Annotated in this window: 17 protein-coding genes; 13 read left to right on the forward strand and 4 right to left on the reverse strand. The window is 52.1% G+C overall.

Going from position 1 to position 19,132, the window contains the following annotated elements:
• From L692_RS29985 to L692_RS0123065, 5 genes are all read left to right on the forward strand, one after another.
• The coding region (locus tag L692_RS29985) for an STAS domain-containing protein (protein WP_036725152.1) at positions 1 to 558 on the forward strand (558 nt) is incomplete at its 5' end.
• A 392-nt stretch (positions 559 to 950) separates the two neighbouring features.
• Entirely contained in the window at positions 951 to 1,319 is a 369-nt protein-coding gene (locus L692_RS0123050) for a hypothetical protein (RefSeq protein WP_025702320.1), read from the forward strand.
• A gap of 17 nt (positions 1,320 to 1,336) precedes the next feature.
• Positions 1,337 to 2,158 (forward strand): ImmA/IrrE family metallo-endopeptidase, encoded by an 822-nt coding sequence (locus L692_RS0123055; protein ID WP_025702321.1) that lies wholly within the window; start codon positions 1,337 to 1,339, stop codon positions 2,156 to 2,158.
• Entirely contained in the window at positions 2,151 to 2,990 is an 840-nt protein-coding gene (locus L692_RS0123060) for a hypothetical protein (RefSeq protein ID WP_025702322.1), read from the forward strand. Before L692_RS0123055 ends, L692_RS0123060 begins: the two co-directional genes overlap by 8 nt.
• A gap of 78 nt (positions 2,991 to 3,068) precedes the next feature.
• Positions 3,069 to 3,785, forward strand: a complete 717-nt coding sequence (locus L692_RS0123065) for a DUF1361 domain-containing protein (RefSeq protein WP_025702323.1) — start codon at positions 3,069 to 3,071, stop codon at positions 3,783 to 3,785.
• A gap of 68 nt (positions 3,786 to 3,853) precedes the next feature.
• On the opposite strand, the gene L692_RS0123070 is transcribed toward L692_RS0123065, so the two are convergent.
• The 3 genes from L692_RS0123070 to L692_RS0123080 form a co-directional block, all read right to left on the reverse strand.
• Positions 3,854 to 5,422, reverse strand: coding sequence for an alpha-amylase family glycosyl hydrolase (locus L692_RS0123070; RefSeq protein WP_025702324.1), 1,569 nt, complete (start codon positions 5,420 to 5,422; stop codon positions 3,854 to 3,856).
• A 42-nt stretch (positions 5,423 to 5,464) separates the two neighbouring features.
• Entirely contained in the window at positions 5,465 to 6,301 is an 837-nt protein-coding gene (locus L692_RS0123075) for a hypothetical protein (RefSeq protein ID WP_025702325.1), read from the reverse strand.
• A 129-nt stretch (positions 6,302 to 6,430) separates the two neighbouring features.
• Complete coding sequence (locus L692_RS0123080) at positions 6,431 to 8,980, reverse strand: glycoside hydrolase family 31 protein (RefSeq protein ID WP_025702326.1); 2,550 nt, start codon at positions 8,978 to 8,980, stop codon at positions 6,431 to 6,433.
• Between the two features lie 635 nt (positions 8,981 to 9,615).
• Between L692_RS0123080 and L692_RS0123085 the strand changes: the two genes are divergently transcribed.
• From L692_RS0123085 to L692_RS0123100, 4 genes are all read left to right on the forward strand, one after another.
• Positions 9,616 to 11,415 (forward strand): glycoside hydrolase family 66 protein, encoded by a 1,800-nt coding sequence (locus L692_RS0123085; protein WP_051503568.1) that lies wholly within the window; start codon positions 9,616 to 9,618, stop codon positions 11,413 to 11,415.
• 84 nt (positions 11,416 to 11,499) lie between these two features.
• Entirely contained in the window at positions 11,500 to 13,344 is a 1,845-nt protein-coding gene (locus L692_RS0123090) for a cache domain-containing sensor histidine kinase (protein ID WP_025702328.1), read from the forward strand.
• Complete coding sequence (locus L692_RS0123095) at positions 13,316 to 14,884, forward strand: response regulator (protein WP_025702329.1); 1,569 nt, start codon at positions 13,316 to 13,318, stop codon at positions 14,882 to 14,884. The genes L692_RS0123090 and L692_RS0123095 overlap by 29 nt, the downstream gene beginning before the upstream one ends.
• 18 nt (positions 14,885 to 14,902) lie before the next feature.
• Entirely contained in the window at positions 14,903 to 16,198 is a 1,296-nt protein-coding gene (locus L692_RS0123100; RefSeq protein ID WP_025702330.1) for an extracellular solute-binding protein, read from the forward strand.
• On the opposite strand, the gene L692_RS0123105 is transcribed toward L692_RS0123100, so the two are convergent.
• On the reverse strand, positions 16,174 to 16,491 hold the full coding sequence (locus tag L692_RS0123105) for an MGMT family protein (RefSeq protein ID WP_025702331.1): 318 nt from the start codon (positions 16,489 to 16,491) through the stop codon (positions 16,174 to 16,176). The two genes, L692_RS0123100 and L692_RS0123105, sit on opposite strands and share 25 nt — an antisense overlap.
• A 189-nt stretch (positions 16,492 to 16,680) precedes the next feature.
• Here L692_RS0123105 and L692_RS0123110 point away from each other — a divergent pair, with 189 nt between their 5' ends.
• The 4 genes from L692_RS0123110 to L692_RS29990 all read left to right on the forward strand — a co-directional run.
• Positions 16,681 to 17,316 carry an alpha/beta hydrolase gene (locus L692_RS0123110; protein ID WP_025702332.1) on the forward strand — a complete coding sequence of 212 codons (636 nt, stop codon included), beginning with the start codon at positions 16,681 to 16,683 and terminating at the stop codon, positions 17,314 to 17,316.
• A gap of 12 nt (positions 17,317 to 17,328) precedes the next feature.
• A complete protein-coding gene (locus L692_RS0123115) occupies positions 17,329 to 17,625 on the forward strand; it encodes an antibiotic biosynthesis monooxygenase family protein (protein WP_025702333.1) in 297 nt (98 codons plus the stop codon).
• 26 nt (positions 17,626 to 17,651) lie between these two features.
• A complete protein-coding gene (locus L692_RS0123120; RefSeq protein WP_025702334.1) occupies positions 17,652 to 18,194 on the forward strand; it encodes a DUF1697 domain-containing protein in 543 nt (180 codons plus the stop codon).
• A 754-nt stretch (positions 18,195 to 18,948) separates the two neighbouring features.
• A partial coding sequence (locus tag L692_RS29990; protein ID WP_156940563.1) for a hypothetical protein occupies positions 18,949 to 19,132 on the forward strand: 184 nt, incomplete at its 3' end.

Raw genomic sequence — 19,132 nt, forward strand, 5'->3', positions numbered from 1 at the left:
CTGTTCGTCAAGCGGATGGGCGAGGTTCATCTCGTGTCCAAGGTGCTGCCCGATCCGGAATCGGTCAAAGTGGGGCCGCACATGGTTTCGAAGGAGCATGATTGCCCGCAGATCGGGATTTACAACGTGGAAGGCCCGCTGTTCTTCGGGGCTGCCTACCGCTTCGAGCATACGATGCCCGGAGCGGGGCCGGATCAGCCAAGGGTGGTTCTGCTGCGGATGAGCAAGGTGCCGTTCATCGACACCACGGGGGAGAGCAATCTGGCGGGACTCGTCAAGCATCTGGAGCAGTCGGGCGGGAAGCTGATCATCTCCTGCATCCAGCCCCAGCCGCTTGAGCTGCTCCGGAAGACGGGCCTGTACGAGCGGATCGGCGCCGCAAGCTTCTACGATCATACGGGGGAAGCGATTAATGAAGCGCTGCGCGCCATTTCCAGGGAGCGGTGCGTCGGCTGCCGGCACGCCGCCTTCCGGGAGTGCGCCGCTCTGTCCGGCTATGACGAAGCGCCCGGCCTGCTCGGCTTCAAGGGCCGCTCCAAGGCGGAGGCCGCCCGCTGACGAGGCGAAGTATGATTTCCAGGATAAACGGGAGACAAGCCCGGGGGCTGCGTGGTCAAGGCCCAATTTGTAGAGAGTTGAAAAAGACCCTGAGCTATAAGCTGACGCCGATACTCAATCGGAGTCAGCTTATTCAGCTTTAATAGAATCCGTTCCTCATTGCAAAAGCGGTTGAATCCTTCTGTTCATTGTTCTGCCTCTTGAATAGGTGAACAATTGAGCCAATCCTCATGGCCTGTAAATTTAAAAATATCCAAGTTTTTTAAGAGTGGGCATAAAATGACCAAGCTAAGCGGATACTAAAACTAATTTTTACAATTTGTAAAAATTAGTTTTACAAAGTAGTGGGGAGAGAAATATAATGAATATATAAAAGAGTGAGGTGTTAAAACGTGACGATCAACTTTTTCGAACATCAAGATACAGTAGCCCAAAATCTAATCACTTTTATTCGATTGAAGGGTTACTCCAAATTATCCTTATCCAAACTCACAGGCATATCTCGGCCAACTATCGACCAGATTTTAAAGTGCGAAAGTCCAAACCAAACTACGTATAATGCCCAAATTACAAAAATTAACGAAGTATTCGGATTAAGAGAGGATTTTTTTCTGACTGCTCAACCTGTTGCCTTCTCCCCTGCGCTTCCGTTTTATGCATTTTCGGACCATGGCAGTGGTTCTGAGCGAAGCCCTCAAGCAAGAGAATTGCTGGAGGGCTTGGATAATGTGCTTGATATTTATTCCATGTACTTGAAATGAGGAGGTGTTCTCAAGGAGTGAGAATCACCAGTGGAAATTTAGACGAGACGATAGAGCGCAACGAGCAAATTGCTAAAGAAGTTGAAGCTCATATTCAATTTATTGAGAGATGGCGGATTAAATGGAAATCACTTCCCATCGAACAACAAGGGTTAGAGATTTTGAGAGAACACAACCTGATTGAAGTTCCGATACCGGATGAGAATTGGGGCGGGGCTATTCGGAGATTTGGCAATGGATGGATGGTCCCAATTATCAACACGGCGCAACCCCGTTTATATCAATATTTCATTTATTGGCACGAAATTTACCATCTGACCGAACAAGAGGAAATCAAGCGCCATCAGGAAAACAGTTATGAAATCACAACTGAATTTGATTTGAACGAGCGCAAGGCGGATTACTTTGCAAGTCAGATGATCTTCGGATATTCTGATTTGTACGATTATTTTCATTCGTTGAAGTATAATGACTTTCTGATTAAAGTCGTACATTGCATGAAGTCCTTCAAAGCACCGTACAAGGCCGTTTTGATTCAATTGTATCAAATGGCAAAGAAAAGTAATAACGATCATCTTCAAACTCAAATCAAATTGCATTTTGATAAACAATTGGCAACAAATGAATGGTCGGCTATTTTCCAAGAATATTCTTTGGATGATACGCTTATGAAGCCTTCTCTTGTTATAAACATGTCTTCAATTAAACAAGCGATTAAAGAGGAAATTGAACGCCATCCTGATGTGGAGTTGTATAAAGATAATCTGAAAGTGGTGATGGGATGGGAGGAAAAATATAAAGCGATTCAACGGGACTTAAAGGGGCGGTTGGATGGGTAATTACAGTAGAATCGAAGCATCGTTAAGAGGGGCTGCAAAGGCAAGAATACTGATTTTGGATACAAACAATATTCAGTTTTATTATCAGCATGAACGGTTGTTTCCTCAATCAGATATTTTTCGTCCCTACGATGTAGTTCTAATTCCAGGTTGGGTTCATGCGGAATATTCGCATCATGAGGGCAAAGCTCACTATATTGCGAGTATTCCTGTTCCGACCATCATTATTGAAGAAACCGATGATTATTTACCGATGTTGGGTTATAGTGACAAACGACTAATGGAGTTATTTCGGGTTGCTTCCCCGTTCTCGGAGTCGCAGAGATTTTTTAATTGCTATCGTAAACTTGAGGTGGACGAGCTTTCTGACAATTGGATTGACGAATATTACAATCAGGGTTTCTTTACTCGACAAACGGGTACCTTGATTACAAAGAAAAATGCTGGAGAGGTTTCGATACTTTCTCTATGCTTCTGTCTGTTGTCTCATTATCCAACGCAAATTGGGAATATATCAATTGCCTCAAGCGATTTTGGCATTATTGCATTGAAAGACAGAATCTTAAAAGAAGCAAACAACCAGCCTTTGGAACTCGGAATCCTGCAATCACCTCCCATCTCATTTTTAACCACGGATGTTTCCATGTTTGGTGCTATAAAAGCGGGCAGCCTTTCACTTGAGCAGATTCCATCGCTGCGCCCCAATAAAAGGTCATCACTATATATCGAATATTTCGCCGATCAGACTTCAACCTTTCATCAACATGTGGTTGATACTGATTCGTTTGTCAATATATGCAGGAATCATGAACAGTATCGGATCATCTTTTGAAGTGTAGCATCAATGCTATAATACAATGGGGTAATATACTTCTATACTTCATAATCGCAGATAAGGAGAATGCAACCAATGAAGGAGCTGAATTATCCGAAGGTATTTCTGCTGCTTGCCGGGCTTACGCTGGCAACGCTGGCCGTGTATGGCATAGTTTCGCTGAGGACCGATGATTTCTACAAGTTCTTGATCTGGAACCTGTTTCTGGCCTGGCTGCCGTTTCTGTTCTCGCTGGCGGCGCATGCACTTTATAAACGGAACTCGCGCAGTCTGCTGCTGTTTCCGCTCGGAGCGGCCTGGCTGGTCTTCTTCCCCAATGCCCCGTATATAATGACCGACCTGCTTCATTTGACGATTCGCAGCGGGATTTATATTGTTGGCGGCGTCGTCCAGAGCCGGTTCTGGTATGATCTCGCCATGCTGCTGCTGTTCACCTGGACCGCGTGGCTGACGGGCTTCTTCTCGCTGTATCAATTTCAGACGGTCATCTGGCGCAAGGCCGGCCTTGTGATGTCCTGGCTGTTCGTGCTGGCCGCCTGCGTTCTCGGAGGGTACGGGGTGCTGCTGGGCCGGGTCTACCGCCTGAACAGCTGGGATGTGCTGACCGACAGGCACCGTCTGTATCAGCTCATGCTGGACAGCGTGAACCGCCAGTCCGTCTTCTTCAGCCTGTTCATCGCGCTGGTGCTGCTCGTCATTTATGCCACGCTGTACAGTCTGCTGAATGCGCGCGGCAGCGGGGGACGAGGCCATGAGGGGGGCGGACTTCAGTTTGGGCGCAGGCCGTGGTAAGCAGAACCTAAGCCGGGCGAATGGAGAGAAAGCCTGCTTGCCGTTTCCGGCAGGCAGGCTTTAGCAGGTTATTTCAAGCCGCAGGTCGTATAACCTGGGATGGTGATGCTCAGCTGATCGCCGGATTTCTTGGCTTTAACACCATTGGAAGTGGAAAAATCAAGCTTTCGCTCGCTCCATTCTTCACGGGAGACTTGGATGGTTACCTGCTCGCCGCTCAGATTATGCAGAACGAGCACGGAGTCATCCCCAAAGGTTCGGGTATATCCCACAATGCGGCTGTCTCCGGTCGGCAGTTCCTGAATGTCGCCTTTCATTAAGGCCGGACTCTCATGACGGATGCGAATGAGCTCCTTGTAATGGGTGAGGAGAGACTCCTTATCCTTCTCCTGGGCCTCGACGGAGACGGCGTCCGGACCTGAATTGTCGCGGGAAGGCTCCCAAGTGGTCTGCCCTTCTCCGCTTCCGGGATACCACCGGAACGGCTCGCGGATATTCTCATCCGGCTTCTCCCCGAGCATGCCGATTTCCTCACCATAGTAAATGAACGGATTGCCCGGCAGGGTGAGCAGAATGGAGGCGGCGGTTTTGGCTTTATTCACGTCCCCGTTCAGTAAGGACATTGTACGTACCTGATCGTGATTGGTCAGGAATGGGGCGTCGATAGGGTTATCGGCGTATTTGCTGTAGAGGTTCAGGGTATCCGCAGCAAAGGCAGCCAGCCCGTTATCCGAACCGTTCTGCGCGGCGTCCAGAATCTTCGACGACAGGTCGAAGTCGAAGGAAGAATCCAGCGCTTTGTAGTAAGGCGCTATATTGTACGGGCGGTCCCACACCTCGCCGACCAGATAAACATCCGGCTTCACTTCGGCCAGTCCCCGCTTGAATTCATCCCACCATGCGACGTTCTTATCCACCTCATCCGGCTTGCTGTAAATGTGCATGGCCGCGTCGAGGCGGAAGCCGTCGGCTCCCTGATTCAGCCAATGCTTGCCGACATGGATCATTTCTTCACGCACCTTGGGATTGTCAAAGTTCAAATCCGGCATGAAATCTACGAACAGCGCATAATAGTAGTCCCCGGAACCCGGATACGACTCGTGCCAGAGCTGCTGTCCCCACGGCCCTTTTTCATTCAGGTCAGTGTTCTCGTCGGCCCAGATATAATAATCCCGGTACGGGCTGTTCTTGTCCCTGGCAGCTTCCTGAAACCACGGGTGCTTGTTGCTCGTGTGGTTGAGCGCAAGGTCGATCGTCACTTTCATTCCCCGTTTATGCGCTTCTTGCGTCAGCTTGCGGAAATCTTCCGTGGTGCCGTACGCCGGATCTACACTGTAGAAATCGGTCGTATCGTATTTATGATAGCTGGGGGAAGGGCTGATCGGCATCAGCCACAGCGAATCGACGCCCAAATCCTTCTTCGTATGCGGATTTCCGTCATTGAGATAGTCAAGCTTTTGCAGGATGCCGTTCAGGTCGCCGTTTCCGTCTTTGTTGGAGTCATAGAAGGAATTGACGTAAATCTCGTAATAGACGCCAAGGCTGGAATCGCTTTGCGCATGCGGCTGGGCAAGAGCGCCCGAGGCGAAGCTGAACAGCAGGGGCAGGGTTAAGGCCATGGATGTTATTTTTTTCATCGTTGAAACCTCTCTTCCTTAAAAATAATGGGGCTTTGCATCTTAATTTGCAGAACCGTAATCGGCGTCAATGATCGTATCCAGGGAATGTCCGCTTTCCGTCAACGTTTCGACTACCGTTCCCAGATACAGATCGGTCTGCCAATAGCCGGATTCCGGCAGGTCGACTTGTACAGTATGCGTTCCCGGACCATAGGTTCGGGTCACGTTGTCGTATACGCGCTGATTCTCATAGGGCTTGCCGTCTTCCTGGGGAACAACGCCTTCCGGATAGACATAGCTGGAGAAGCTGATCCGGATTTCCCCGATGCCTTCAGGGACCGTAAACGTCGCCGTTCCTCCCTGAACATCGGAGTTGAAATACTGATCGAACGGACGCTCGGGCTGGACCGGTTCAGCGGCTTGACGGGTTTCCTCTACGGTAATGGAACCGCTCCATAGTACACCTGTTCCCGGATGACCCGGACGCTGACCGGCTTTGAACATATAGTTGCCTTGCTCCAGCACAGCCGGCGTGAAGGTCAGCACCTGCGACTTTCCGGGAGCCAGCGCCTTGATTACGCCCGAGGCAACAACCTCGCCGTTCTTCGGATTACCGGTATCGCTGCGGTATACTTCATAGATTGTTTCACCCTGCATCCCGGAGCCGTCGTTTATAACGGTCGCCGAAATTCCGGTATAGGTCGTTTCTTCGACGGTAAAGCTTAGGGTGCTTTTGTCCCATGCGGCTTTAGCGGGCTGGGCCTTGCCGCTGTTCCGGCTTTTCGTTTGTCCGTTGGTGACTTTTTCAGCAAACGCGGTATGTACAGGTTGGACAAGCGGAAGAGTCAATAACGACAGGGAAAGGACTGCGGCGGTAACTGTTTTTGTGTATTTCATATTAGGCACGCTCATTTCTTCGAAGTCTGGCTCGGATGGCTGCGGCATCGCCTTAAGGAACAGTAAAACGGGTGAAGCCGAAGACGCTTACCCGTTCTACTGTTCCTCCGGCAATAACCGTGAATCGTATTATTGAATTTTTACACCGCGGTCTTCGTCGGCCGGGATCTTGACATACAGAACTTGTTCCGCCGAGTCGAAGTAGTAGCCGCTTTCCTGCCCGTTCAGCTGCTCCAGGCTGCCGACCTGGTCATATTTATGTTTGGCCGCCTGAACTTTCTTCGGCTGCTCGGCATCGTGCAACTTAAGCGTATAGGACTTGATGGCGGAATCGTAGTTTTGAGCTTTCTTGTCCTGCTCGAACTCGATATGGTTGCCCTTCTTCTCCACCTTGAAATTAGTAATATTGAATTCGCCCTGCTTGTAATCCAGAGTCTCGGAATCGTCCTCGTAGAAGCTGTAGCTGGCTTCATCGTCCAGATAGGTGTCGAGGATCAGATTTTCCAGCTTCTTCTCGTCGGTGGATTGCTCCACTTCCTGACGGGGGATGATCGAATTGTTTTTCACGAAAATAGGCAGTGTTCCAAGATCGGCTTTAACCGTGATCGTCTGGTTGCCTTCGTACGATTTGCCAGTCCAGTAATCGACCCATGTCTCGCCGGCCGGAAGATACACTTCACGGCTCGTTTGGCCTTCTTTAACTACAGGCGCAAGCATCACCGAATCACCGAACATAAACTGATCCTCGATGTTATACGTCTTCGCGTCGTCCTGGAACTGGTACACGAGCGGTTGTTGAACCGGTTGACCGTTCTCCGCCGATTCCTTGAACTGGTTGTACAGGTAAGGCAGCAGCTCATAACGCATGGAGATATATTTGCGGCTAATATCCTCAACCTCTTTGCCGAAATTCCAAGGCTCTTGCCCGCCTGCCAGTCCAGATTTCGCACTGTTGTCGTAGTGGTCGCGTGCAAACGGCAGGAAGGCGCCGACCTCGATCCATCTTGCGAACAGTTCAGGCGTCGGAACATTGCCTGGCGATTTCGCAAAGCCGCCGATATCATTGCCGACAAACGGTACACCGGACAAGCCGACATTGGAGTTCATCGGAATCGACATTTGCAGATGCTCCCAGTTACTTACGTTGTCGCCGGTCCAGAGCGCCGCGTAGCGCTGCGTTCCTGCGTACATGTCGCGGGTTAACACGAACGGACGGGTGTTCGGTTTATTTTTGAGGAAGCCGTTGTAAGTCGCTTCGGTTTCAAGATGTCCATAAAGATTGTGGACTTCCGTATGCAGCTTCTTCTCCCCGTTGTCGCCTTCGAACACGATATCCAGCGGCATCGTATGGAAAGGACCGTCAAATACGGCAGGCTCGTTCATGTCATTCCAGATCCCGTCGACGCCCTCATTCAAGAGTGTTCCGAGATTGTTCGCCCACCAGTTGCGCACATCCGACTTCAGGAAGTTCGGGAAGGCGGATCTGCCCGGCCATACATCGCCGAAGAAGGTAGTGCCGTCCGGATTGTTCGCCCAGTAATTGTTGGCGGTTCCTTCCTGATACATGCGGTAGTTCTCGTCCTGCTTGACGGCCGGATCGTTGATCGTGATCGCGCGGAAGCCTTCATTTTTCAGCGTCTTCAGCGCTTGCTTATACTGGTCGTTCCAGGTGAACACGCGGTATCCGTCCATGTAGTCGATATCAAAATGCATCGTGTCGAGCGGGATTTTTTTCTCGCGGTAGGTTTTGGCCACATCCACGAGTTCTTCCGGTGTATAGCCCCACTTACTTTGATGGAAGCCCAGGGACCACATTGGAGGCGTCTCGGATTTACCCGTCAGCTCGGTGTACCGGTCGATCACATCGCCGATTTCCGGACCGTTGATGAAGTAGTAAGTAAGTGCGCCGCCATTGGCGTAGAAGTAATAGTAATCATCTTGTTCGCTGGCCATTTCGTAATAGGAGCGATAAGTATTGTCGAAGAAAATGCCGTAGGCTTTTTTGTCCTTCAGCCCGATGAAGAATGGAATGGATGTGTACAGGTACTTGGTGTTCTTGTTGTAGGAATAAGCGTCCGTGTTCCACATGCCAAGGCTCTTGCCGCGCTTGTTCAGCCCGCCGGATTGCTCGCCGAAGCCATAGAAGTTCTCAGTGGCATCCGTCTTCTTGAACACATAAGGCTTGCCGTCTTCATAGCCGACCCCCTGCGCCGCGTCTTCGTTGATGACGTTCCCCTGCTTGTCGAGGAATTTGACGCCGAACGGCTGTTTGTTGATTTTTACAGTGAGTTCGTCGGTGGAAAGGATGTATTCTTTATCTGTTTCTCTGGATTTGAATCTGGGCGTTCCCCAATCCTTCTTGGCAATTCCGGGGGAGACAAATTCGGCTTCGCCGTTTTTGACCACAGAGATTTTGGCCATGTCCTCCGAGAAGAGCCGGATATACCCCTGGTAGTCTCCCAGGTTTAATTTCACTCCATTGTCCAAAGCTTCGAGCGACTGTACGGATAACGGCTGAAGATTCTGTTTGTTTAACGGGGTATCCGCCTCAGGCTGGGTTTCCGCAAACGCCACGGTGGCCGGAAGCACACCCGCAGCCGTTCCTGTCAGCAAGCTCAGGCACACGGCCGCCCTTGCCAGTTTTCCAGGAAGGCTTAAAGACTTTCCCTTTTTACGCATACATTACTCTCTCCTTCTCCGATTGGGTTGGTAGATATGAACAGTCGGCCGTCCGCTTGCCCGGCATCCCGTCCTCTATCAAGGTAGCAAGCGGCTCCGGGGCCGGACAATGGGGAGAACCTCCTACGGGATGGATGCAGAGGCTTGAATTTATTTGTGGAATCGTTTTCAAAAATAGAGTGAATTACGGCTAAACCAGCGCCACGCCTGGGAATCATGCCTTTTGGCGCAATCTGCTTGCATCTTCCTTCTCTAGTAATTAATTGCCAATTAACTGGGATAAACAGGGAGAGGCTAGTTCCAGTGGTCTATTAAACCGGTTTTTATTTATATTGAGAGCGCTAAAGTCAACCTTTTATATTGCTGTGTATCGAAAAATAGAACACCTTTTCCGGCGAATCGATGCGGTTGAAAGAAAAGCAAGCTATAAATATACAAATCATGTAAAAACATGCGAGTGCAATATCTTTCTCTCTTCCGCGAAAATAAGACACCCCAACGTATTAAAACGGTTACAATGTGTCTGCGTCAATAAAATCGTGCGATGCGGGAAGCCAAAATAGGTACGTGTCCCAATTGATCCCGAGAGTGTTTTCTCCGATAATGTACTGAAACCAGACATGGGAGTGACGAACATGAGGAACATGAGGCCGATGCGAAAGCTCGCGGCTGCTCTCTTCTTGACGGTTATTTGGCTGATATCGGCTTGCGAGAATGCTTCGGAGATCGTTTTGGGTCCGCAGCAGGTTGACCGGATCGAGCGCGGCGTGCTGGAGAAGCTGGCTACCGACAAAGCAGCTTACCGGCCCGGAGAGAGTGTCCGGTTTCATCTAAAGCTGCGGAGTCCGGTGTCCGGCGGGACGATACATATCCGCTATTTGCACATGGATCGCATTATAGAAGAAGCAACGCTGAAGGTGAAGGGAGAGGAGCTGGAGTGGGACTGGAATCCTCCGCAGGATGAAGGCCAAGGTTATTTGGCCGAAGTCTTCTATATTCAGGACAAGCAGGCGGCCGATCAAATGAATATTGCCGTCGACGTATCCTCCGACTGGGGGCGGTTCCCGCGTTACGGGTATCTGGCCGATTTCCCGCAAATGAGTGAGGATGAGAGAAGCCGGGTAATCGACCGCTTAAACCGGTTCCATATCAACGGTATCCAGTTCTACGATTGGCAGTACAAGCACCAGGAGCCGATCCGTTTCGAAGACGGACGTCCTGCGGCGGAGTGGTCCGATATTGCGGGCCGTCCGGTATCGTTTGACACGGTGAAGAGCTATATCGGCCTTGCCCACAGCCGCGGCATGAAGGCCATGAACTACAATTTGCTCTTCGGAGCCTATGAGGATGCGGAAAAGGACGGGGTGAAGAAAGAATGGGGAATGTTCAAGGACTCTGCCCACGGCGAACAGGATAAACATCCTCTGCCGGATAATTGGGCGAGCGATATTTATATGTACGATCCCGCCAATCCGGAATGGCAGAACTATTTGGCGGAGAAGGAAATCGAGACGTTCAAGACGCTTCCCTTCGACGGCTGGCATGTAGACCAATTGGGCGACAGAGGCCAGCTGTGGACCTATGACGGGAACCCGGTCGACCTGGCCTGGACCTATCAGGCTTTCTTGAAGGCGGCCAAGCAGCAGCTGAATGTCGATTATGTCATGAACGCGGTGGGCCAGTTCGGCCAGGAGCAGATTGCCCGTAACGCTCCCGTCAAATTTCTGTATACCGAGGTATGGGGCAATCATCCCGGCTACCAGAATCTGAAGGAAGTGATTGACCAGAACTCCGCATATAGCGGGAACCGGCTGAACACCGTATTGGCCGCGTATATGAACTATCATTATTCCGATGCTCCCGGCGAGTTCAACACCCCGGCGATTCTGCTGACGGACGCGGTGATCTTTGCCTCGGGGGGTTCGCATCTGGAGCTGGGAGAGAATATGCTGTCCAAGGAATATTTCCCTCATCGGAATCTGCGTATCTCCCCGGCGCTTGAGGCGCAGCTGATCAGCTACTACGACTTTCTGACAGCTTATCAGAATCTCCTTCGGGACGGGACGGAGGAATCCGGGCTGAAGGCCGAAGGGACGCCGGAGACGGCGATTTCGGACCAGGCTTCGCAGGGGAAGGTATGGTCCTTCTCCAAACGGAAGGAAGGCAAGGACATCCTTCATTTCATCAATTTCACGGATGCTTCCACGATGGACTGGAATGACGACCAGGGAAGGCAGACCGAACCCGCAGAGAGAGAGGATGTGTCCGTTTCTGTTCGAACCGATCGGCCGGTCGCCAAAGTATGGTTCGCTTCCCCTGATATCAGAGGCGGCTCGCCCCAGGCTTTGGAGTTCACACAGCGGGACGGCAGACTGAAATGGAAGCTGCCCAGACTGAAATATTGGGACATGGCGGTTATCGAATATAAGGAGTAAAGGATGATCTTCCTAAAAATACCACTGGCATACAGATTTATATTCTGTACACTTTTAATTAAGAACAACAATGGGAGAGGCCGTATGCTGCATAAATTACGAGTATCCAATCGTTTTACCTCCAAGATTATACTGGTCCTCCTGCTGGTCATTATCATTCCGACTCTCTTTACCAGCCTGTCCTTCTATTGGCTGTCCGACTCGATTCTCAAGAAGAACGTGCGCGAGTCCACGATCCAGATCGCGAAGCAGACGGCGGAGTCGCTCTCTTTCATTCTCGATGTGGGGATCGACACCTCCGATTTCATCGCCGGCGATGTGAACATTCAGCGGGCGGCCATGAAGCTCGGCAACAGTCCGTCATATGAAGAGAGCTGGAATTTTCAATATATCAATACGCTGCTCAACAACTATGTCTATTCCAATTCCTTCGTCAAAATCGTCTATCTGCTGAAAGAGGAGGGGAAGGGCTGGGGCAGCGGCACCTTTTCCGATCAGAAGCTGAAAGAGATCCAGCTGTCCGACCAGGAATGGGTCAAAGAGGCCAAACGAAAAAATGGAGAGCTGGTCTGGCAGGGCCTGCAATACGACCATTTCAGCGGAGGCGGGGTCAATACGGATCTGGTTCTGCCGGTAGCAAGGGTCCTTAAGGATTTCAATACGATGCGCACGATCGGCCTGGTGCAGGTTCATTTGGACGGGCAGTCGGTGGTGGGCACGATCCGGCAGCTGGAGCTTGGGAAGACGGGCAAGTTCTTCGTTGTCGACTCCGAGGGGAGGATCATGATCGACTCCAACCTCGATATGATTAACAAGCGGGTGGAGAATCCGGATTTGTACAAGCGGATTGTCGGCGACAACGCCGTGGAGTTCGAGTTCCACAAGAACGGAGTCCCCTACTACGGGGTGAAGCAGCTGCTCAGCAACGGCTGGATGATCGTCGGCACCGTTCCGGTTGCGGAAATCAGCGGGCCGCTAAACCGTCTCCAGACCTGGATTCTGCTGTCTTCGGCGGCATTTTCTCTGATCGCCATCGGAATCGGGCTGTTTATTGCCAGATGGGTAACCCAGCCTGTCAAGCAGCTGACCCAAAGCATGCTGTCCGTTCAGAACGGTGATCTGCAGGTCAGGGCGGCTGTCCGGACCTCCGATGAAATCGGCTTCCTGAGCAAACAGTTTAACAAGATGCTGCTCAAGATCGAAAATTTAATGCAGCAGGTGGAGGACGAGCAGAGCGAGAAATACCACGCCGAGCTCCGCGCGGCTATGCACCGGATTCACCCGCACTTCCTGTACAACACACTCAGCACGCTCCGGTGGCTGATTGACTCCAGGCAGAATGACCGCGCATCCGAGGTCTTATCGGCGCTTAATCATCTGCTTGAGGCGAACATGGGCAAAAGCGGCAGCCGAATCACGGTAGAAGAGGAGCTGGATATTATCCGGAAGTATTTGATCATTCTGGAGCTTCGCTACGAAAGAACCTTTTGGCTGGAGCTGGATGTCGAGCCGGGCACGGAGAAGCTTGTTATCCCCCGGATGCTGCTGCAGCCGCTCGTGGAAAACGCTATCTTCCATGGGATCGTACCGAAGAACACGGATGGCCGGATATCGATCCGGATTCGAAAATATGACAGGGACCTGGAATTCCTTATGGAAGATGACGGCTTGGGCATCGGAGAGGACAAGCTGAAGGTGCTGAACAGGCTGGAGACGGCGGCGGAAAATGGAGAAATCGGCATCGGCCTGCGTCATATCTACGACATCCTGCGGCTTTATTACGCCAGGAACTGGACTTGTTCGTTTACAAGCAGGCCCGGACAGGGAACCGCGGTGCGCATCGTATTACAAGTTCTTTCCGAAGCATCCTCTAAGAATGAACAGATCGGGGGAAACACCCATGTACAGAGTACTTATCGTAGACGATGAACCCATCATCCGTAACGGGATCAGCGCATTTATCGACTGGGAAAAGGAAGGGGCGTCGGTTGAAGAATGTGCAAATGGCGCTGAGGCGTTGGCCCGATTGGAGAGCCGGGGCTGCGATATCCTGATTACGGATATCAAAATGCCTGTCATGGACGGCATTGAGCTGATGAGGCGGGCCCTTGCGCTGTGCCCCTGGATCAAGGTGATCCTGATCAGCAATTACAGCGATTTTAATTATGTAAAAGAAGGCCTCAAGCTTGGCGCGGTCGATTACTTGCTCAAGCTCACGCTGCAGCGGGATGATCTTCTCGCCGTTCTGCACCGCAGTATTTCCATGCTTGAGGAGGAACGGAGAAAGGTCGTTGAACTGAAATCGTATCAGCAAAGCGCTCTGTATCTGGAACGAAAGCGCGCGGAGCAGGAAATCAAAAGGCTGATCGTGCAAGAGCAGCCTTTATCCCCTTCAACCATATGGGTTCCGTCATGGCTGGATCATTCCTACGCCTGCGTGTATCTTATGCTCGATTCCGCAGAGGAATGGAAAGAAAATCACGGATACCTGTATGTTCAGCTGCTGCTGGAGGAGCTGCAGGAAGCATTCTATGAGCATTGGGAGGAGGGAAGCGCGCTGCTGGCTGCCGAGAGCAGCCTGTTTCTGATCTTTCCCGACCCGGAGAGAGAGGCCGGGAACTGGCTTCTTCAGTGGAAGGAGCGGGTTGAAGCGGAGTGGGGAATTTCCACGTCGGTCGGCTTCGCCGTCAAGAGAGGAGCACGCCGTATACTGCCAGGATATTTCGGCAGCCGTTCGGCCTGTCAAAGACGGTTCTTCGAAGGGATCGGCGGATTATATACGGCAAGAGAAGCGGAGAACCATGTTGCAGCGGCAGACCCCCTGAACGACTATGACTGGGAGCCCTTCTTCGAGATGATTCGCGGCGGAGAGCCGGCTTCATTCGCTGTTGATTTGGCTATGGAGCGGTGGAAGAGCATGAATCTGAGTCCGGAGCAGGTGCAGCAGGAGGCAATCTCCCTCCTTACCGAAGCCTGCCGGCTCCATGCCGATACCGGCGCCTTGCTTCCCGAACGGTATGAACAGCTCCGCAAGACCGAAACATTGGAGCAGCTCGCGGCGTTTATGTCCGGCGAACTGGAGGCAATCGGCAAATCGTTCATTCCCAAATTGCTGGACAACGGGTATGGCGGACAGCTGATTACGAAGGCGCTGGAGTACATCGCCTCCCATTATACCGAGAACCTGACGCTGCAAAGCGTGGCGGATACGGTTCATCTCAGCAAAAGCTATTTCAGCCTGTTATTCAAAAAGCAAACCGAGCGCACCTTCATCGACTATCTGATCGAGCTGCGGATTCGGGAAGCGAAGCGGCTGCTGACGCAGCTTGACAGCCGGATTTCCGATGTGGCCAAAGCCGCCGGGTTCAAGGACGTCAAATATTTCAGCAAGGTATTCAAGAAAAGCACGGGGTTGACTCCCATGGAATACAGGGAAAGCACGAGGTGTCAGCTATTTCTTGCCGAATAAGGAAGGAGAGAGCTTCAATTGCCCATACGCTGGATAACCTTGATTCTGATCCTGCTGTTGACGGCCGGATGTGAAGGCACATCCGTGATCTCGAATCCGGAGAGCGTACAGACCCTTCGCGGGAATGATAAGACCGTTGTTATTTTCTGGCATACGTATAATGATAGGGAGACCCGGCTTTTGATGCAGGAGATGATCCCCGCTTTTGAGAAGGGTCATCCGGATATTCGGATCAAGTGCATAAACCTGGCTAACAATAACGAATTAAAATACAGCTTGATTGCGCGAGCCTCCTCGGGCCGGGGGCCTGATATCGTGAGGATGGACATCACCTGGGTGCCGGAGTTCTCGCATAAAGGGCTGCTTGAGCCGTTAAACGCCTTACCGGGCTTCAATGAGCTGAAGGACGCTTTTCATCAAAAGGCCATGAACGTAGGCCATTACAATGACCGGTATTACTCTCTTCCGCTCAATCTGTATACGAAGCTGACTATCTTTAACCGGGAGCTTCTGGCGCGGGCCGGGTATTCAAAGCCCCCGGATACGATGGATGAAATTCTGGAGCTGGCCCGCAAGCGGCATTACATCATCGGACTGGGGGGGCTGGAGGTCTGGGACACCCTGCCGTACGTGTACAGTCTGGGCGGCTCGTTTATGGACGCCGGCTTCACGAGGGCTTCCGGATTCCTGAACAGCGACAGCACGGTGCGTGCGGTGGAGAAGCTGGCGAAGCTCTACAAGGAGAAGCTCATCCATCTCTCCGCGGTGACCCAGAACCGGGATAACTGGGCAAGGGTACGAAGTGGAAGCATGCTGCTAACCGATGAAGCGCCATGGTTCTTCAGCTTGCTGAAAGAGTCCGACAAGAGACAGGCTCTTAAACAGACTCTGTCTGTACCGTTTCCGAGAGGGAATGGAACAAGCTCGATTATTGGCGGTGAAAATTTGGTCATGATGAAAGGGAGCAGGCATCCGGCCGAGGCGTGGGCTTTTATGAAATGGATGACAGGCGTCGAAGGGCAGCTGATTATGGCCAAGGCCGGATTAATTCCGACCAATAAGGAAGCGGTTAAAGCGCTGAATGTCAGCCGGGAATCTTATCTCTATCCTTACGCCCAGGCGGTTGATGATATTTTCCTCCGGCCTCCTGTGAAGAACTGGAGCCAAGTTGGAGAGGTATACACCGTGTACCTGCATCAAATCTTTCTCGGGAATCTGTCCGCCAGGGAAGGACTGGACCGAGCGGCCGGGGAAATTGACAGGCTTCTGGAGGAAGAGGGGGAGCCTCGTCATTCCGCCGGACCGGGATCATAGCCGAACCGCTTCAGATCGATCGTTCCCCGCTCATCGAATTCGACGCCTTCCCCTATAAGGTACAACCGCTGAATCTCGCCGGATTCCCCGTCCGCCAGCGAGATTCTTCCCTGCGCATTGATGATCCGGTGCCAGGGAAGCTTGCGGCTGCGGCTCATGGAGTGCAGAATGCGGACAACCTGCCTTGCCCCGCGCGGACTTCCCGCCGCAGCCGCAACCCCTCCATAGGTCATCACCCTCCCTTCGGGGATGGACTGGATGATGTGAATTACTCTTTCCGTGAACGGCGTCATTCTGCTGGCGCTCCTTTCCCCCAAGACTTGTATCCTTCGATTATAGCAGAGAGAGGAAGATTTGACTGAATGCATAAAGAGCCCTCCTGCTTGAAGCAGCCTGTTGTGAAAATCCGGGGCTTATCATTTCCGCCCCCTGCCAATTAAAGGTATAATGAGAAGCAATCAGGGCGGGAGGTGGAAGGGAACATGGCGGATAAGGTGATGAAATACATAACGATGCCCTCCCATTGGGGCAGGGAAGTCAGGCACAAGCACTATTTGCAGGGATCGGATACGCTGGTTGTTGTTTTTCCGGGGAGAAATTATCCGGCAGAGCTTCCTCTGCTGCATTATGCGGGCAAGAACGCGCTGGAGCACGGCTGCGATCTGCTGCTGCTCGAATATGGCTACTATAGCGCGCGAACCGAGCTGAAGCGTGAGGACATGGGCATCCTTGAGGAAGAATGCGCGCAGGCGCTCGCATTGGTTGCCGGCTATAAACGGCTGCTCTTTATCGGCAAAAGCACCGGGACGGTCATCGCAGGCCGCCTCGCAGCAACCGCAGACTCACCGGCAAAGGTCGATTGCCTCTATCTGACTCCCTTGCGGGAGGCCGTTCCTTACATCAAGCGTTCGGGCGGCATAGTCATATACGGCGGAAGCGATCCCTTGTTCAGCGAGGAGGATACGGCGGGACTCGGCGGTCTAACGAACGTGTCGCTGTACAAAATCGACGAAGCCAATCATTCGCTGGAGGTCGGCAGCGTCAACGAGTCTTTGGCGGTGCTTATTGTGGTTAATAATTTGGTGCATGAATTTTTTCGGAGAGCGCTGGGTTCGTAAAGGAGGAGGAACATGATACTGGAGGCGGCTATGCTGCACATCAGGGAGGGAATGACGGAGGCGTTCGAAGACAGCTTCAGGCAGGCTTCGCCCCTCATATCCTCCATCGACGGCTATTTGGGCCACGAGCTGCAAAAATGCCTGGAAGACGATCACAAATACCTGCTGCTCGTGCGTGGGCGGAGCCTGGAGGATCATACGATCCGGTTCAGAGAATCCCCGCAGTACCTGGAGTGGAAGGCGCTGCTGCATCATTATTACTGCCCGTTTCCGGCGGTCGAGCATTTTACGCGCATCGATCTGGAATAGCGGGAGAAACGGAAGGAGGTCTTTCCTTGAGCGAATATATTGCCCTGATCCGCGGCATCAACGTCGGAGGGAACAAGATCGTCAAGATGCAGGACTTGAGGACAATGCTTCAGTCACTCGGGTTTCAGAACGTAAAGACTTATATTCAGAGCGGAAACGTGGTATTCGGCGGCGAAGGCAACGGGGAGGAGGCGCTTGGGGAAGCCATTGAACAAGGCATACGGAATACCTTCGGCTTCGAAGCGTCCGTGATGATCCGCACCGCAGAAGAGCTGGAAGCGGTCATTGCGAATAACCCGTTCGAGCTGGCCGGGGCGGAGGATTCCAAGCGGCTGTATGTCTCTTTTCTGTCCGGAGAGCTTACGGATGAAGCGCTGGAGCGGCTGCGTCCCTATGAGGACGGGGAGGACAAGCTGCGCGTCATCGGCAGGGAAATGTACATTCTCTACAAGACCAAGATAAGCGATTCGCCGCTGTTCAAGGTTCCCCTGGAGAAAATCATGGGCGTATCCGCCACGGCGCGCAACTGGAACACGGTGAACAAGCTTGCGGCGATGGCGCGGGAATGAACAGTGCGCCGTAGCTCTGTCAAGCTGACAGTCAGAGAAAGGGGCCTTGAGCGGCGATCTGCTCCCGGTATTCTACTGGAGGCAGGTCGCCGAGTTTGTGTTGGAGTCGGGAATACGAAAGGCTTCCCGGATTGAGGGTTAGACCCTAAGCTGCTTCCGGCGCTCTGCCGGCGGGAGCTTATTTGCTTGTATGCAGCTTGATTTGGTGGCCTATGTCTTGAAGGGGCAGCAAGCGGGATAGCATCTATACCAATATATACCACCGGAGGCTCTATTTATTGAACGCATCCGTGGCGGCCGACAGCATCGGAAGGTTGCGAAGAATGAAGAATTACAGCGTACATGCATCTTTTTACTCGTAAAGCCTTCCTCCCCGACTCTTGTCCTGCAAAAGCGCAGGCATTTCTTATCCAGTCTCCTCATATCGGCGATACAGCAGCAAATACCTGCACAATAGCGTCTATTTCTCTCCTCCAGGGCGAAATTCAGTAAGAAGCCTGCAGATTGGCAGGAAATCCCCCCCCAGTTCTACCTAAACGAAGCGAATGAGCGATCGGCGGTTCTCTTTCACCGGGCCTCTTCCGCATAACGCTGGGGATATGGCTGTCCGGAGCAGCCGATTGCTCTGTTCAGCAAACATTCAGCGGGCACTCATTATGAGTTAAGGTAGGGATGCCATAATGGCAGTACGGAAGAGGAAGCGACAGGCTTGCTGTCAGCCGGAGAAACAATGAACGGATGGAGAGTGGATGGGATGAGATTAATCAGGAAGCTGGGCTCGGAGCCTGTTCTTGCAGCCATATTGCTGCTTGCGGCATTTCTGTACGGCTACGGGATCTGGAATGACAAGTACGTCAATCTGTACTATACAAGTGCGGTGGGAAGCATGCTGCAGAGCTGGCATAATTTCTTCTATGCTTCGCTGGACTCGGCGGGGG

The sequence above is a fragment of the Paenibacillus forsythiae T98 genome, from assembly GCF_000520735.1.
GTDB lineage: Bacteria > Bacillota > Bacilli > Paenibacillales > Paenibacillaceae > Paenibacillus_AQ > Paenibacillus_AQ forsythiae.